At 72.6% G+C, this 15568-nt stretch carries 17 protein-coding genes; 12 read left to right on the plus strand and 5 right to left on the minus strand.

Annotation, left to right across the window (positions count from 1 at the left end; genetic code table 11):
• Positions 1-39: 39 nt before the first annotated feature.
• Entirely contained in the window at positions 40-699 is a 660-nt protein-coding gene (locus tag ACH4K1_RS08340) for an HU family DNA-binding protein (RefSeq protein WP_073771575.1), read from the plus strand.
• A gap of 123 nt (positions 700-822) precedes the next feature.
• Here ACH4K1_RS08340 and ACH4K1_RS08345 read toward each other — a convergent pair whose 3' ends face one another.
• Both ACH4K1_RS08345 and cofC read right to left on the minus strand, forming a co-directional pair.
• On the minus strand, positions 823-1026 hold the full coding sequence (locus ACH4K1_RS08345) for a hypothetical protein (protein ID WP_398087741.1): 204 nt from the start codon (positions 1024-1026) through the stop codon (positions 823-825).
• Between the two features lie 10 nt (positions 1027-1036).
• Positions 1037-1720 carry a 2-phospho-L-lactate guanylyltransferase gene (gene cofC, locus ACH4K1_RS08350; protein WP_398087743.1) on the minus strand — a complete coding sequence of 228 codons (684 nt, stop codon included), beginning with the start codon at positions 1718-1720 and terminating at the stop codon, positions 1037-1039.
• Between the two features lie 151 nt (positions 1721-1871).
• Here cofC and ACH4K1_RS08355 point away from each other — a divergent pair, with 151 nt between their 5' ends.
• The 3 genes from ACH4K1_RS08355 to ACH4K1_RS08365 are packed head-to-tail and all read left to right on the plus strand — an operon-like array spanning position 1872 to position 4841.
• Positions 1872-2624 carry a lysophospholipid acyltransferase family protein gene (locus ACH4K1_RS08355; RefSeq protein WP_398087744.1) on the plus strand — a complete coding sequence of 251 codons (753 nt, stop codon included), beginning with the start codon at positions 1872-1874 and terminating at the stop codon, positions 2622-2624.
• Entirely contained in the window at positions 2621-3631 is a 1011-nt protein-coding gene (locus ACH4K1_RS08360) for an NAD(P)H-dependent glycerol-3-phosphate dehydrogenase (RefSeq protein ID WP_398087745.1), read from the plus strand. Before ACH4K1_RS08355 ends, ACH4K1_RS08360 begins: the two co-directional genes overlap by 4 nt.
• A 34-nt stretch (positions 3632-3665) precedes the next feature.
• Positions 3666-4841 carry a D-alanine--D-alanine ligase family protein gene (locus ACH4K1_RS08365; protein WP_398087747.1) on the plus strand — a complete coding sequence of 392 codons (1176 nt, stop codon included), beginning with the start codon at positions 3666-3668 and terminating at the stop codon, positions 4839-4841.
• A 33-nt stretch (positions 4842-4874) separates the two neighbouring features.
• On the opposite strand, the gene ACH4K1_RS08370 is transcribed toward ACH4K1_RS08365, so the two are convergent.
• On the minus strand, positions 4875-5363 hold the full coding sequence (locus ACH4K1_RS08370; protein WP_398087749.1) for a DUF3515 domain-containing protein: 489 nt from the start codon (positions 5361-5363) through the stop codon (positions 4875-4877).
• Positions 5364-5383: 20 nt separating this feature from the next.
• Entirely contained in the window at positions 5384-5617 is a 234-nt protein-coding gene (locus ACH4K1_RS08375) for an Lrp/AsnC family transcriptional regulator (protein ID WP_073771568.1), read from the minus strand.
• A 219-nt stretch (positions 5618-5836) separates the two neighbouring features.
• Between ACH4K1_RS08375 and ACH4K1_RS08380 the strand changes: the two genes are divergently transcribed.
• Positions 5837-6817 carry a thiamine-phosphate kinase gene (locus ACH4K1_RS08380; protein ID WP_215104304.1) on the plus strand — a complete coding sequence of 327 codons (981 nt, stop codon included), beginning with the start codon at positions 5837-5839 and terminating at the stop codon, positions 6815-6817.
• Between the two features lie 17 nt (positions 6818-6834).
• Entirely contained in the window at positions 6835-7644 is an 810-nt protein-coding gene (thiD, locus tag ACH4K1_RS08385; protein WP_398087752.1) for a bifunctional hydroxymethylpyrimidine kinase/phosphomethylpyrimidine kinase, read from the plus strand.
• A gap of 84 nt (positions 7645-7728) precedes the next feature.
• Here thiD and rpmB read toward each other — a convergent pair whose 3' ends face one another.
• Positions 7729-7914, minus strand: a complete 186-nt coding sequence (rpmB, locus tag ACH4K1_RS08390; RefSeq protein ID WP_026171429.1) for a 50S ribosomal protein L28 — start codon at positions 7912-7914, stop codon at positions 7729-7731.
• Between the two features lie 254 nt (positions 7915-8168).
• On the opposite strand from rpmB, the gene ACH4K1_RS08395 reads away from it, so the two are divergent.
• From ACH4K1_RS08395 to ACH4K1_RS08420, 6 genes are all read left to right on the plus strand, one after another.
• Positions 8169-9893, plus strand: a complete 1725-nt coding sequence (locus ACH4K1_RS08395) for a DAK2 domain-containing protein (RefSeq protein ID WP_398087754.1) — start codon at positions 8169-8171, stop codon at positions 9891-9893.
• Positions 9894-9990: 97 nt separating this feature from the next.
• Positions 9991-12213, plus strand: coding sequence for an ATP-dependent DNA helicase RecG (gene recG / locus ACH4K1_RS08400; protein ID WP_398087756.1), 2223 nt, complete (start codon positions 9991-9993; stop codon positions 12211-12213).
• Positions 12214-12416: 203 nt separating this feature from the next.
• Positions 12417-13001, plus strand: coding sequence for a 16S rRNA (guanine(966)-N(2))-methyltransferase RsmD (gene rsmD, locus ACH4K1_RS08405; protein WP_228989945.1), 585 nt, complete (start codon positions 12417-12419; stop codon positions 12999-13001).
• Between the two features lie 26 nt (positions 13002-13027).
• Positions 13028-13507, plus strand: coding sequence for a pantetheine-phosphate adenylyltransferase (gene coaD / locus ACH4K1_RS08410; RefSeq protein ID WP_398087922.1), 480 nt, complete (start codon positions 13028-13030; stop codon positions 13505-13507).
• Between the two features lie 116 nt (positions 13508-13623).
• Positions 13624-14733 (plus strand): cell division initiation protein, encoded by a 1110-nt coding sequence (locus tag ACH4K1_RS08415; protein ID WP_398087758.1) that lies wholly within the window; start codon positions 13624-13626, stop codon positions 14731-14733.
• A gap of 222 nt (positions 14734-14955) precedes the next feature.
• Complete coding sequence (locus ACH4K1_RS08420) at positions 14956-15567, plus strand: YceD family protein (RefSeq protein WP_398087760.1); 612 nt, start codon at positions 14956-14958, stop codon at positions 15565-15567.
• Position 15568 lies beyond the last annotated feature (1 nt).

The raw sequence follows: 15568 nt of genomic DNA on the forward strand, positions 1-15568 counted from the left end.
GAACACTTTCGTTCTGGCAATGTCTCCGAAGGGGAAGACGTGAACAAGGCGCAGCTCGTAGAAGCGATTGCCGACAAGGTCGGCGGCCGTCAGCAGGCCGCGGACGCCGTCGACGCGGTACTGGACGCGATCGTGCGTGCCGTGGTCGCCGGAGACCGTGTCTCGGTCACCGGCTTCGGCTCGTTCGAGAAGGTCGACCGTCCCGCCCGGTACGCCCGCAACCCGCAGACGGGTGAGCGCGTCCGGGTCAAGAAGACCTCGGTGCCCCGCTTCCGCGCGGGTCAGGGCTTCAAGGACCTGGTGAGCGGCTCGAAGAAGCTCCCCAAGAACGACGTGGCCGTCAAGAAGGCCCCCAAGGGCAGCCTCTCGGGCGGATCTTCCGCCGCCCGTACGACGGTGAAGGCCGCCGCCGCCAAGAAGTCGGCCGCCAAGAAGGCCACCGCGAAGAAGGCCACCGCCAAGAAGACGGCCCCGGCGAAGACCGCCACCGCCAAGAAGGCCACCGCCAAGAAGACGACCGCGACGGCGAAGAAGACGTCCCCGGCCGCGAAGAAGGCGACCCCGGCCAAGAAGACCGCGACGAAGACCGTCGCCAGCAAGACCGCGCCCGCCAAGAAGGCCACGGCGAAGAAGGCGCCCGCGAAGAAGACCACCGCGCGCAAGACCACGGCCAAGAAGGCCACCGCACGCAAGAAGTGAGACCCGGGCGGCTGAACGCCCCTCACGACGCGCCGGGCCGGGCTCCCCTCCCAGGGAGCCCGGCCCGCGGGCTGTCCGGGCCCGTTCGGCCCAGCGGCCCCGGCCGGACGGCCGGGGACCGGATCAGAACGTCTGCAGCGTCACCAGCGAGATCCGCAGGGCCGCGCCCGCGCCCTCCCCCTCGACCCGCACCCGCTGCCCCGGACGCAGCAGCAGCAGGCCGCCCGCGTCGAAGGCGGCGGCGTCGAACTCCACCGGGGTGCCGTCGTCCAGCAGCACGCTGCCGCACCGGGTCTGGGGGTCGTACGTGTACGAGGTCGCCTGCATGGGCGGCAGCCTATCGGTCGCCCGCCGGGGCGGCGGCCGCCGCGATCCGCGCCGTGTGCGGCCCCACCCCCAGCGCCAGGGCGACCCGCAGATCCTCACCCGTGTCCACGTCCCGGCGCACCGAGTCGACGCCGGACAGCGCTATTTCGACCGCCCCCGCCGCCCGGTGCCGCGCCCCGGACGGACCGCCGAAAGCCGGACGGAATTCCGCGCCGCCCGCGGCGGACAGAAATGTCGTGCCGATTCCCTCCGCGTCCCGGAGAAAAGCGCTGGGAAAAGCGGAGGCAAAATCGAGCACCCGCGCCAATTCGCCGCTGCGCAACGCGGGCAGATCCGCGTTGAGGGCGGCCACCGCCGCCGCGGGCCGCAGGGCCCGCGCGCAGCGCGCCCCGTGCGCCAGCGCCGCGTTGAGCCCGGCCCGGGGAGCGTCCGGCACGACCCGCGCCCCGAGCGCCGAGAGAGCCGCGGCGGCCACCGCGTCGTCCGTGACGACCACCACATCCCGCACCCGGGGGCAGTCCAGCGCCGCGGCCACCGTGTCCTGGGCGAACGCCAGCGCCAGCCGGGGCCGCGCCTCCTCGCCCATCGTCCGCCCCAGGCGGCTCTTGGCCCGCGCGAGCGGCTTCAGCGGAACGACCAGGGACCAGGGCCCGGCCGGATCGGTCTTCGTGGCGATCTCCCCCTCCGTACACATGAGGACTTATTCTCGCCTGCCGGTACGACAACCCGGAGGACCGCTACCGAACGTGAGGCGTACGGTGTTCTCGACAGAGCAGGGGTCCGGGGCGGGACATGACCGTCCGCAGCCGGCCGGCAGGCCGAAAATTCCTAAGGAAGGTGTCCGAGTGTCCCGCCGCAGAATCGGCTTCTGGTACCGCCTGGCGGCGGTCATCGCCAAGCCGCCGCTGGTGGTTCTGTTCAAGCGCGACTGGCGGGGGGCGGAACACATTCCGGCCGACGGCGGATTCATCACCGCCGTCAACCACAACTCCTATCTGGACCCGCTCGCCTACGGCCACTTCCAGTACAACACCGGGCGGGTGCCCAGGTTCCTGGCGAAGGCCGGCCTCTTCCGCACCCCCTTCGTCGGGATGATGCTGCGCGGCACCGGCCAGATCCCCGTCTACCGCGAGACCACCGACGCCCTGGACGCCTTCCGGGCCGCCGTGGACGCCATCGAGCGCGGCGAGTGCGTCGCCTTCTACCCCGAGGGCACCCTCACCCGGGATCCGGACATGTGGCCGATGGCCGGCAAGACCGGGGCCGCCCGGGTGGCGTTGATGACCAGGGCGCCCGTCGTCCCCGTGGCGCAGTGGGGGGCGAACCAGGCGATGCCGCCGTACGCCAAGGAGAACAAGCTGCGGCTGTTCCCCCGCCGGACGCTCCGGGTGCAGGCCGGACCGCCCGTCGACCTCAGCCGCTTCTACGGACGGGAGCCGACCCCCGAGGTGCTGCGCGAGGCGACCGAGGCCATCATGGCGGCGATCACCCGCCAGCTGGAGGACCTGCGCGGCGAGAAGGCGCCCGCCGAGCTCTACGATCACCGCAAAGCCCGTGCTGAACAACGGCGCAAGGCCCAGGGAAAGGGATCCACGTGACGCACCCCGCACGAGTGGCCGTCTTCGGAACCGGCTCATGGGGTACGGCGTTCGCCGTGATCCTCGCCGACGCGGGCTGCGAGGTGACCCTCTGGGGCCGCCGCCCCGAGCTGGCCGAGGCCGTCAACACCACCCACACCAACCCGGACTACCTCCCGGGCATCGCGCTCCCCGACTCGATCCGTGCCACCACCGACGCCGCCGAGGCCCTGCGCGGCGCGGAGTTCGCCTTCCTCGTCGTGCCCTCCCAGACGCTCCGCGCCAACCTCGCCGACTGGGCCCCGCACCTGGAGCCGGACACCGTCCTGGTCTCCCTGATGAAGGGCGTCGAGCTGGGCACCGCCGAGCTGATGAGCGAGGTGATCGCGGACGTCGCCAAGGTCTCCGCCGACCGCATCGCCGTCGTCTCCGGACCCAACCTCGCCAAGGAGATCGCCGAGCGCCGCCCCGCCGCCGCCGTCGTCGCCTGCGCCGACGAGTCCGTCGCCCAGCGCCTCCAGGCCGCCTGCCACACCGCGTACTTCCGCCCGTACACCAACACCGACGTGGTCGGCTGCGAGCTCGGCGGAGCCGTGAAGAACGTCATCGGCCTCGCCGTCGGCATCGCGGACGGCATGGGGCTCGGGGACAACACCAAGGGCTCCCTCATCACCCGCGGGCTGGCCGAGACCACCCGACTGGGCGTGGCCATGGGCGCGGATCCGCTGACGTTCTCCGGACTCGCGGGCCTGGGCGACCTGGTGGCCACCTGCTCCTCGCCGCTCTCGCGGAACCACACGTTCGGGACCAACCTCGGGCGCGGGATGACGCTCCAGGAGACGATCGCCGTCACCAAGCAGACCGCCGAGGGCGTCAAGTCCTGCGAGTCGGTCCTCGCGCTGGCACGCCGGCACGGGGTCGACATGCCCATCACCGAAACCGTCGTCTCCATCGTCCACGAGGGCAAGTCCCCGGTCGTCGCGGTCAAGGAGCTGATGTCGCGCAGCGCCAAGGCCGAGCGACGCTGACGCCGCTCTTACCAGCAGGTACGCTCATCGCGATATGAGCAGCGAGAACCTCCCCCAGAGCCCTGAGCGCGCCGAGAGCCCTGAGCCGCAGCGCCCCAAGCCCCGTGTGGCGGTCGTGTTCGGCGGCCGCAGCTCCGAGCACGGCATCTCGGTCGTCACGGCCGGCGCCGTCATGAAGGCCATCGACCGGACGAAGTACGACGTCCTGCCGATCGGCATCACGACGGACGGCCGCTGGGCGCTCACCGCCGACGAGCCCGAACGCATGGCCATCACCGACCGCGAGCTCCCCGCGGTGGACCGGCTCGCCGAGTCCGCCGAGGGCAGCGTCGTGCTCTCCGTCGACCCGGGCAGCCGCGAGGTCGTCTACACCGAGCCCGGTTCGGTGCCCAAGGCGCTGGGCGAGGTCGATGTCGTCTTCCCCGTGCTGCACGGCCCCTACGGGGAGGACGGCACGCTCCAGGGGCTGCTCGAACTCTCCGGTGTGCCCTACGTCGGCGCGGGCGTCCTCGCCTCCGCCGTCGGCCAGGACAAGGAGTACATGAAGCGCGTCTTCGTCTCCTACGGGCTGCCCGTCGGGCCCTACGAGGTCGTCCGCCCGCGCCAGTGGGACGACGACCCCGCCGCCGCCCGCAAGCGGATCGTGGACTTCGCCGGGGAACACGGCTGGCCGCTGTTTGTCAAGCCCGCCCGCGGCGGCTCCTCGATGGGCATCACCAAGGTCGACGGCGTCGAAGGTCTCGACGCGGCGATCGAGGAGGCCCGCCGCCACGACCCGAAGTTCCTCGTCGAGTCGCTGCTGCGCGGCCGGGAGATCGAATGCGGGGTGCTGGAGTTCGAGGACGGTCCGCGCGCCAGCGTGCCCGCCGAGATCCCGCCGGTCACCGCCCACGACTTCTACGACTTCGAGGCCAAGTACATCGACTCGGCCGCCGGTCTGGTGCCCGCGCCGCTCACCGACGAGCAGACCGCCGAGGTGCAGCGCCTCGCCGTCGCCGCGTTCGACGCCGTCTCCTGCGAGGGGCTGGTGCGCGCCGACTTCTTCCTCACCGAGGACGGCTCCTTCGTCATCAACGAGATCAACACCCTGCCGGGCTTCACCCCGATCTCCATGTACCCGCGCATGTGGCAGGAGAGCGGCGTCGGCTACCCGGAGCTGGTCGACCGGCTGCTCCAGGCGGCGTTGACCCGCTCCACCGGTCTGCGCTGACGCGGCCCCGGGACGACGAAGCCGCCGCCCGGTTCAGAACCTGCCGGGGACCGTCTTCGAGACGGGACCGGCGAACGCGGCCAGCGGCGTGATGTCGTGGGCGTACGCCGAGGAGAGCGTGACCTCGACGTACGCCTTGCGGTACGTGGTGGTGAACCGGGGGCCGGAGCCCTCGGGCTCCTCCAGCATCCACTGCACCCCGTCCGCCTCGACCCCCTGCGCCTGGGGGTCGTCCATCTTCGCGGGCCGGGGGACCCCGCAGCGCAGTACGATCGCCCCGTCCCCCCAGCCGGCGGTCAGCGCCGAGTCCGGGGAGGGGTCGCTGCGTTCCTGATCGAGGATGGTCCCGGGCAGTTCCTCGTGCAGGGCCTCGCAGTACGCGGCGGCCTCCGCGGACGGGGTGGGAACCGGGACCGGGGGCTGGGCGTCGCTGAGGGAACAGCCCGCCGCGGCCAGGACGAGCACGGCAGCGGACGGACCGAGGAACGGCGAACGGGAGGGCCGGCGGGCGGATGACGTCACCGGCCCAGCCTAGACGGGGGTCAGAGGTGGACGACCGGGCAGGTCAACGTCCGTGTGATGCCGTCCACCTGCTGCACCTTGGCGACCACCATGCGGCCGAGTTCGTCGACCGTGTCCGCCTGGGCGCGCACGATCACGTCGTACGGACCGGTGACGTCCTCTGCCTGGATGACTCCCGGGATCTTGGAGATGGTCTGGGCGACGATCGACGCCTTGCCCACCTCGGTCTGGATGAGGATGTACGCCTGTACCACGGAACCTCCAGGGCGGCCACGAGGATCATGTGGGGGAAAGGGACGCCACGTTATCGCGTCGTCGAGGGCCACGGGGAGACCTGCGGGCCGGATGACGTCCACAGCGTGGCGTGCAGGGCGCAGAAGTTGACGTATCTCTTGACGGTACCGACAGCACAGACGGCTCGCGACCGGGGGCCCGGACGGGTGTCCGGGGCGATAAAGGAGAGGTGAGACTCGGTGAAGGGAACCGTGGGCGAGTTGGGGGAGTTCGGGCTCATCAGAGAGCTCACGTCCCGGCTCACCACCACTCCGGCGGTACGGCTGGGGCCCGGCGACGACGCCGCGGTCGTGGCCGCCCCCGACCGCAGGGTCGTGGCCAGTACGGACATTCTGCTGGAAGGGCGGCACTTCCGCCGCGACTGGTCGACGGCGTACGACGTCGGCCGCAAGGCCGCCGCCCAGAACCTCGCCGACATCGCGGCGATGGGGGCCGTGCCCACCGCGCTGCTCCTCGGCCTCGTCGTCCCCGCCGACCTGCCCGTCACCTGGGCCGCCGAGCTGATGGACGGGCTCCGCGACGAGTGCCAGGTGGCCGGCGCGGCCGTGGTCGGCGGCGACGTGGTGGGCGGCGACACCATCACCGTCGCCATCACCGCCCTCGGCGACCTGCGCAACCACGAGCCCGTCACCCGGGCCGGCGCCCGCCCCGGCGACGTCGTCGCCGTCACCGGCTGGCTCGGCTGGTCCGCCGCCGGATACGCCGTGCTCTCCCGCGGCTTCCGCTCGCCCCGCGCCTTCGTCGAGGCCCACCGCCGCCCCGAACCCCCCTACCACGCGGGCCCCGCTGCCGCCGGACTCGGCGCGACCGCGATGACCGACGTCAGCGACGGCCTCGTCGCGGACCTCGGGCACATCGCGGAGTCCAGCAAGGTCCGTATCGACCTGCGCTCCGGCCTCATCGACATCCCCTCGCAGATGTCCGATATCGGGCAGGCCGTTGGCGTGGACCCGCTCCAGTGGGTGCTGACCGGGGGAGAGGACCACGCGATCGTCGCGACCTTCCCCCCCGACGTGAAGCTCCCCGCCCGCTGGAAGGTGATCGGCGAGGTCCTCAACCCCTCCGCCCTGCCCCAGGTCACCGTCGACGGAGCGCCCTGGACCAGCAAGGGCGGCTGGGACCACTTCGGTTCGATCGAGGACACCCACCCGCCCCGGTGACCGTTAGATTGCTGCGCATGCCCATACGCACCGCTGTACCGCCCCGTGTGCTCACCGTCGCCGGCTCCGACTCCGGCGGCGGTGCGGGGATCCAGGCCGATCTGAAGACCATGCTCGCCCTCGGCGTGCACGGCATGAGCGTGCTCACCGCCGTCACCGCACAGAACTCCCTCGGCGTCCAGGGCGCGTGGGAGCTTCCGGTGGACGCCGTACGCGCCCAGTACCGCAGCGTCGTCGACGACATCGGCGTCCAGGCCGTGAAGACCGGGATGCTCGCCTCGGCCGCCCTCGTGGAGACCGTCGCCGAACTCCTCGCCGCCACCGGCGCCCCCGTCGTCGTCGACCCGGTCGGCGTCTCCAAGCACGGCGACGCCCTGCTCGCCGCCGAAGCCCTCGACTCGGTGCGCACCGCGCTGCTGCCCGTCGCCACCGTGGCCACCCCGAACCTCGACGAGGTGGCGCAGCTCACCGGCGTCGTGGTGACCGAGGAGAGCGGGATGCGCCGGGCCGCCGAGGAGATCCTCGGCTTCGGCCCGCGCTGGGTGGTGATCAAGGGAGGTCATCTGCCCGGCGAGGCGGTGGACCTGCTCACCGACGGGAGCGAGGAGCACTGGCTGCGCGCCCCCCGCCACGACAACCGCCACACCCACGGCACCGGCTGCACCCTGGCCTCCGCCATCGCCTCCGGGCTCGCGCTCGGCCAGGACGTGCCCACGGCGGTCCGGGGCGCGAAGACCTACGTCACCGGCGCGATCGAGGCCGGCTTCCCGCTCGGCGGCGGCATCGGTCCCGTCGACCACGGCTGGTTGACCCGCCCGGCGGGCTGACCGGCCCCCGGGCACAGCAAAAAGCCGGTCCACCGAGGTGGACCGGCTTTTTGGGCAACCGGAAGGCTGCGCTACGACGGGGCGTCAGCGCGCGACCTTGCCGGCCTTGATGCACGAGGTGCAGACGTTGAGCCGCTTCGGCGTCCGACCGACCACGGCACGCACGCGCTGGATGTTGGGGTTCCAGCGACGGGACGTACGGCGGTGCGAGTGCGAAATGTTGTTGCCGAAGCTCGGCCCCTTGCCGCAAACGTCGCAGTTGGCAGCCACGGGTCACTCCAAAGACTTCAGGTGCACTTACAGTGAATTCCGGCGCGCCGGAATCAGATGACTGAAGTGGCGGTACCGGAGGAATGGCCCGACTCTCATCGGGCAACCGGAGCAGCATACAACGCCTGCTTCGGAGATACGAAACTACCATGGGGCGGCCCCCCGCTCTCCCGCCCCCTGTCCGGCCCGGGGCCCCGGCGAGCGGGCTAACCTGCGGTGCAGCCCGTCGCCACGGCCGATCAGGAGGACCATCGGTGCCGCAGCTCCCCGACGATCTGGACGCCGTCGCGGTACGCACGTGGTGCTCACTGGCGCTGGAAGCCCTGGGGCGGGAACGCGCGGAGATCGACGCGATCAACGTCTACCCCGTCGCCGACGGCGACACCGGCACCAACCTCTATCTGACCTTCGAGTCCGCCGCCGCCGCCGTCGAAGCGGTCTTCGCCGCGCATGAGACCGGGACCACCGCGCCCGCCGCCGCCGACGCCGTGCGCGCCATGGCGCACGGGGCCCTGATCGGCGCGCGCGGCAACTCCGGCACGATCCTGGCCCAGCTGCTGCGCGGCATGGCCGGGGTGCTGGCCGACGGCGGCGACGCGGACCGGCTGCGCCTCGCCCTGGCGGAGGCCGCCTCCGCCGCCCGGCAGGCCGTCGCCCGCCCCGTCGAGGGGACCGTCCTCACCGTCGCGTCGGCCGCCGCCGAGACCGCCCGGAACGCGGACCCCGGCCTGCGGGCCGTCGCCACCGCCGCGTACGAGGGGGCGCTCGCCGCCCTCGTACGGACCCCGGAGCAGCTCGCCGTCCTCGGTCGGGCGGGCGTGGTCGACGCCGGGGGCCGGGGCCTGGTGGCGGTCCTGGGCGCGCTGGTGGAGACCGTGACCGGGCAGGCCCCGGTACGCGGAGGCCGCACCGGCCCCGGCAGGACGCCCGCGCCCCTGGACGGGGGGTCCGTGGTGGGGCTCCCGGTGGGCGGTACGCCGGTGCGGGGCGTCACGGAAGGCGGACCGGCGGCGGAGGACGCCCCGGGGGAGGGGCCGGTCGACTGCCCCGAGGGCGGGGGCGCCGGGCCCGCGTTCGAGGTGATCTACCTCCTGGAGGCCGACGACGACCGGGTGGCCCGGCTGCGCACCCGCCTCGACGCCCTCGGCGACTCCCTGGTCGTGGTGGGCGGCGACGGGCTCTGGCACGTCCACGTGCACGTCGACGACGCCGGGGCGGCCGTGGAGGCGGGCGTCGAGGCCGGGCGGCCGTACCGGATCCGGATCACCCATTTCGCCACCGGGAGCGGCCACGACCTCCGCGTCCAGGCCGAACCCGCCCGGCGCGCCGTCGTCGTGGTGGTCCCCGGGGACGGACTGGCCGGCCTGTGCGCGGAGGCCGGAGCCACCACGGTGATCGCCCGCCCCGGCGAACCGCCCGCCAGCGGTGAACTGGTCGACGCCATCCGCCGCGCCCACGCCCGCGAGGTGGTGCTGCTGCCCAACGACGCGGCCCTGCGCCACACCGCGGCCGCCGCCGCCGAACAGGCCAGGACCGAGGGGGTCCGGGTCGCCCTCGTCCCCACCCGCGCCGCCGTCCAGGGCATCGCCGCCCTCGCCGTCCACGAGCCCGACCGCGGCTTCGACGAGGACGTGGTCGCCATGACCGCCGCCGCCGGCGCCACCCGCTACGCCGAACTGGCCGTCGCGGAGCGCCAGTCGTGGACCATGGCCGGGGTCTGCCAGGCCGGGGACATCCTCGGGCTGATCGACGGCGATGTGGCGGTGATCGGCTCCGACGTCCCGGCCACCGCCCGCACCGTGCTCGACCGGATGCTGGCCGCCGGCGGCGAGCTGGTCACCCTCGTCCTCGGGGAGGACGTCCCCGACGCGCTCGGCGACGCGCTGGAGGAGCACGTACGGGAGGGCCACCTCGCCGTGGACACGGTCGTCTACCGGGGCGGCCGCCAGCGGGCGCCCCTGCTGATCGGCGTCGAGTAGCCGCGGCAGAGGGCCCCGGGCCCGCCGGGTGCGCGGGGCGTGCGGATCCGGGCGACCGGCCGCGCCCGCCGGACGGCTGTCAGTGCCGTGGTGTGCAATGGAGGGCGTGTCCTCGCTCGATGAACCCCTCAAGAAGCTGCTCGGCGGCGCCACCGCGAAGGTGATGGCCGACCACCTCGACCTGCACACGGTCGGGGATCTGCTGCACCACTACCCGCGGCGGTACGAGGAGCGCGGCAAGCTGACCGCCCTGGCCGACCTGCCGCTGGACGAGCACGTCACGGTCGTCGCCCAGGTCGCCGACGCCCGCGTCCTGACGTTCAACAACGGCCGGGGCAGACGCCTGGAGGTCACCCTGACCGACGGCAGCGGCCGCCTCCAGCTGGTCTTCTTCGGCCACGGCGTCCACAAGCCGCACAAGGAGCTGCTGCCGGGCCGCCAGGCGATGTTCGCGGGCAAGGTATCCGTCTTCAACCGCAAGATGCAGCTGGCCCACCCCACGTACCAGCTGCTCGACGCCTCCGACGCCGACGAGGCCACCGAGGCCGTGGACGCCTTCGCCGGACGGCTGCTGCCGATCTACCCCGCCTGCAAGCAGCTCGACTCCTGGCGGATCGCCAAGGCCGTTGACGCCGTGCTGCCCAGCGCCGGCGGCGCGGTGGACCCGCTCCCCGCCTCCCTGCGCGAGGGGCGCGGATTCACCCCGCTGCCCGAGGCCCTGCTCAAGGTGCACCGGCCGCAGACCAGGGCGGACGTCGAGGACGCCAAGGCCCGGCTGAAGTGGGACGAGGCGTTCGTCCTCCAGGTCGCCCTGGCCCGCCGCCGCTACGCCGACACCCAGCTCCCCGCCGCTCCCCGCCGACCCGTCGCGGACGGCCTGCTGGACGCCTTCGACGCCAAGCTGCCCTTCACCCTCACCGAGGGCCAGGAGAAGGTCAGCAAGGAGATCTTCGACGACCTGGCCACCGAGCACCCGATGCACCGCCTCCTTCAGGGCGAAGTCGGCTCGGGCAAGACGATGGTGGCCCTGCGCGCCATGCTCGCCGTGGTCGACGCGGGGGGCCAGGCCGCGATGCTCGCCCCCACCGAGGTCCTCGCCCAGCAGCACCACCGCTCGATCACCGAGATGATGGGCGAGCTGGCCGAGGGCGGCATGCTGGGCGGCCCGGACCGCGGTACCAAGGTCGTCCTCCTCACCGGTTCCATGGGGACGGCGGCCCGCCGTCAGGCCCTCCTCGACCTGGTCACCGGCGAGGCCGGGATCGTCATCGGCACCCACGCCCTCATCGAGGACAAGGTCCGGTTCCACGACCTGGGCCTGGTCGTCGTGGACGAGCAGCACCGCTTCGGCGTGGAGCAGCGCGACGCCCTGCGCTCCAAGGGGAAGCAGCCGCCCCACCTCCTCGTGATGACCGCCACCCCCATCCCCCGTACGGTCGCGATGACGGTCTTCGGCGACCTGGAGACCTCCGTCCTGGACCAGCTCCCGGCCGGCCGCTCCCCGATCGCCAGCCACGTCGTGCCCGCCAAGGACAAGCCGCACTTCCTCGCCCGCGCCTGGGAACGCGTCCGCGAGGAGGTCGAGAACGGCCACCAGGCGTACGTCGTCTGCCCCCGCATCGGGGACGACGCGGAGGAGGCCGGGGGCAAGGGCGGCAAGAAGGCGAAGGCCGAGAAGGCGGCCCCCGAGGAGGACGGCGACAAGCGGCCGCCGCTCGCCGTCCTGGAGATCGCCGACGAACTGCGCAAGGGCCCGCTGGCGGGGCTCCGCGTCGAGGTGCTGCACGGGCGGATGCACCCCGACGAGAAGGACGACGTCATGCGCCGGTTCGCCGCCGGGGAGGCCGACGTCCTGGTCGCCACCACCGTCATCGAGGTCGGGGTCAACGTCCCCAACGCCACCGCCATGGTGATCATGGACGCCGACCGCTTCGGCGTCTCCCAGCTCCACCAGCTCCGCGGCCGCGTCGGCCGCGGCTCCGCCCCCGGACTCTGCCTGCTGGTCAGCGAGGCCCACGAGGCGAGCCCCGCCCGCGCCCGGCTCTCCGCCGTCGCCGCCACCCTGGACGGCTTCGAACTCTCCCGCATCGACCTGGAGCAGCGCCGCGAGGGCGATGTGCTGGGCCAGGCCCAGTCCGGGGTGCGCTCCTCGCTGCGGATGCTCACCGTCATCGACGACGAGGAGGTCATCGCCGCCGCCCGCGAGGAGGCCGTGGCGATCGTCGCCGCCGACCCGGAGCTGGAGAAGCTGCCGGAGCTGCGCACCGTGCTGGCCGCCCTCCTGGACAAGGAGCGCGAGGAGTACCTCGACAAGGGGTGAGCTCCGCGGGGCGCCCGCCGACCGGGCCGGTGCGGCCCGCACGCCATATCGTGGACGCACGGCCCGCGCACAGCCCGTGCGCCGGTCGTGGCCCGCGCGCGGCCCGTGCGCCGGGCCGCCGAGGGCCCGCGCCCGTGGACGCACCCCCCCCACGCGCCCGGGCCCCGCCCGCCCCCGACTCCGACCCCGAGGACCTCACACCCATGACCCGCGTGATCGCCGGCTCGGCCGGTGGACGCCGCCTGGCCGTCCCGCCCGGCACCGGCACCCGCCCCACCTCCGACCGTGCGCGTGAAGGCCTCTTCTCCACCTGGCAGGCGCTCCTCGGCACCCTGGAGGGAGCCCGGGTCGCCGACCTGTACGCCGGTTCCGGGGCCGTCGGGCTCGAAGCGCTCTCCCGCGGAGCGGCCCACGCCCTGCTCGTCGAGGCCGACCCCAAGGCGGTCCGGACCGTCCGCGACAACGTCCGCGTCCTCGGCCTCCCCGGCGCCGAGGTACGGGCCGGCAAAGCGGAGCAGATCGTGACAGGACCGCCCCCCGCCGACCCGTACGACATCGTCTTCCTGGACCCGCCGTACGCCGTCACCGACGACGATCTCCGCGAGATCCTGCTCACACTCCGTGCTCAGGGGTGGCTCAGCGACGATGTGCTCGTCACCGTGGAACGCGGCACCCGGGGCGGAGAATTCGGCTGGCCCGCAGGATTCGAGCCACTGCGCTCCCGTCGCTACGGCGAGGGGACGCTTTGGTACGGTCGCGCCGCCGCTACGTGCGAAGACGCACGATGACCGGACCGGAGAGCGAGGGAATCACAGTGCGCCGCGCCGTCTGTCCGGGGTCGTTCGACCCCATCACCAACGGACATCTCGACATCATCGGACGAGCCTCGAAGCTGTACGACGTGGTGCACGTCGCGGTGATGATCAACCAGTCCAAGAAGGGGCTGTTCACCGTGGACGAGCGGATCGGGCTGATCCGCGAGGTCACCGCCGACTTCGGCAACGTCGAAGTGGAGTCCTTCCACGGCCTGCTGGTCGACTTCTGCAAGCAGCGGGAGATCCCGGCGATCGTGAAGGGGCTGCGGGCCGTCAGCGACTTCGACTACGAGCTGCAGATGGCCCAGATGAACAACGGCCTCTCCGGCGTCGAGACGCTCTTCGTGCCGACCAACCCCACCTACAGCTTCCTGTCGTCCTCGCTGGTCAAGGAGGTGGCGACCTGGGGCGGCGACGTGTCCCACCTGCTGCCCCCGACCGTCCACGCGGCACTCGTGAAGCGGCTGGGCGAGCGCTGACCCCCTGACGGCGCGTCACCAGGTGTCGGGCGGCGGTCGACTGGCCTTACAGTCGTCCCGTCCGTCTCCAACGGAGCAGCAGCTTCAACAGAGCAGCAGAGAGTGGCGAGCACACGGTGGACGTGCAGAAGAAGCTCGACGAGATCGTCGAAGCGGTCGGGGCCGCCCGATCCATGCCCATGTCGGCCTCGTGCGTGGTCAACCGCGCCGAGCTGCTCGCGATGCTGGAAGAGGTGCGCCAGGCCCTGCCCGGCTCCCTCGCCCAGGCCCAGGAGCTCCTCGGCGGCCAGGAGCAGTTCGCCGAGCAGGCCAGGCAGGAGGCCGAGCGGATCGTCGAGGCCGCCCGCGCCCAGCGCGCCACGCTGATCTCCGAGACCGAGGTCGCCCGCCAGGCGCAGGCCGAGGCCGACCGGATCCTGTCCGAGGCCCGCCGCGAGGCCGAGGAGGTCCGGGCCGAGGCCGACGACTACGTCGACAGCAAGCTCGCCAACTTCGAGGTCGTCCTCACCAAGACCATCGGTTCCGTGGACCGGGGCCGCGAGAAGCTCCTCGGCCGGGGCCGGGGTCTGGACGAGCAGGGCTACGAGGACCCCGACTTCACCGAGGCCCCCGAGCGCAGCGCCGACCCGGAGACCCTGCGGCAGCGGGCCGACGCGTACGTCGACGCCAAGTTCGGCGCCTTCGAGGCCGTTCTCGCCGGGACTCTGGAGGCGGTCGGCCGCGGTCGGCAGAAGCTGCACGGCCGGGTCGCCAGCGACGAGCTGGGCGCGCACATCGCCGCCCAGGACGCGGCGGGCGGCCAGGGCCCCACCAGCGACGCCGACTACCTGGCGGGCCTCGCCGAGCTGGCCCCCCCGCAGCCGCAGCGGGCGCCCCAGCCGCCCGCGCAGCCGTCCCCGCCCGCCTACCCGGCGCAGCCGCAGGCCGACCCCGGCTACGCACCGGCGGCATACGGCTACCAGGAGCAGTCGCACCAGCAGGGCGTGCAGGACGGGTACGGCTACCAGCAGCAGCCCGACCCGTACGCCGCGTACCAGCCGCAGGGGGGCTACGACCCGAACGGCTACCCGCCCCAGCCGGCCGGGCAGCCCGACTACGGCTGGCAGCAGCCCCACCAGCCCCCGGCGGCCGACCAGCACGGCGGGGGAGCGCTGGACGAGACCAGCTTCTTCGACACCGGCATGATCGACCTGGAGCAGCTGCGCCAGTACGAACAGGGTCGCTGACCGGGGACCGGTCCGCCCCGATTGGGTGCTGAGCGGTCCGTCCAGTATCCTGAATCCTCGGTCGCACACAGGTCCGCGATCCCGGCTGCCCGTTTCGCCTCGGAAGCGAAAGACGGCCTTTCGCCGGACCGCGGACGACCGGCCTCCCCATCGCAGCACGACACCCATGATTCGAAAGCAGGAGAAGCCCTGAACGGCCACCTCGACCACCGCAACCCTCTCGTGTTCGATACGCACGAGCTGGGCCGGCGTCCCGGTGCCATGAAGCGGATCTCCCGCTCGGTGGAAGCACCCGGTTCACCGGTCCTGGGCATCGACGGCGTCATCGGCGTGCCGGAAGGCGCGCCCGTGCAGCTGGACCTCCGCCTCGAATCGGTCATGGAAGGGGTGCTTGTCACAGGCACCGCCCGTGCGACCGCCGAGGGGGAGTGCGTAAGGTGTCTGGAGCCGCTGACCGTCAAGGTCGACGCGGACTTCCAGGAGATGTTCTCGTACCCTGACGCCGATGACCGGGGCCGCCCCACCGCGGAACCGGTCGACGACGCCGAGGACGACGAGGACATGTTCTTCCTCGAGGACGGCCTGTTCGACCTCGAGTCGGTGCTGCGTGACGCGGTAGTGCTCGCACTGCCCATGCAGCCGGTGTGCAAGGAGACCTGCGCCGGTCTGTGTTCCGAATGCGGAATCAGGCTGGACGAGAATCCGGATCACCACCACGACGCCGTCGACATCCGTTGGGCGGCACTGCAAGGACTCGCCGAGACCGTTCAGGACGGCGAGAAGGACAACATGGGCGGCGCCGAACCGGGCGTCGACGAGAAGCAGGAGAAGTAGC

The sequence above is a fragment of the Streptomyces sp. NPDC017448 genome (assembly GCF_044330565.1).
Classification (GTDB): domain Bacteria; phylum Actinomycetota; class Actinomycetes; order Streptomycetales; family Streptomycetaceae; genus Streptomyces.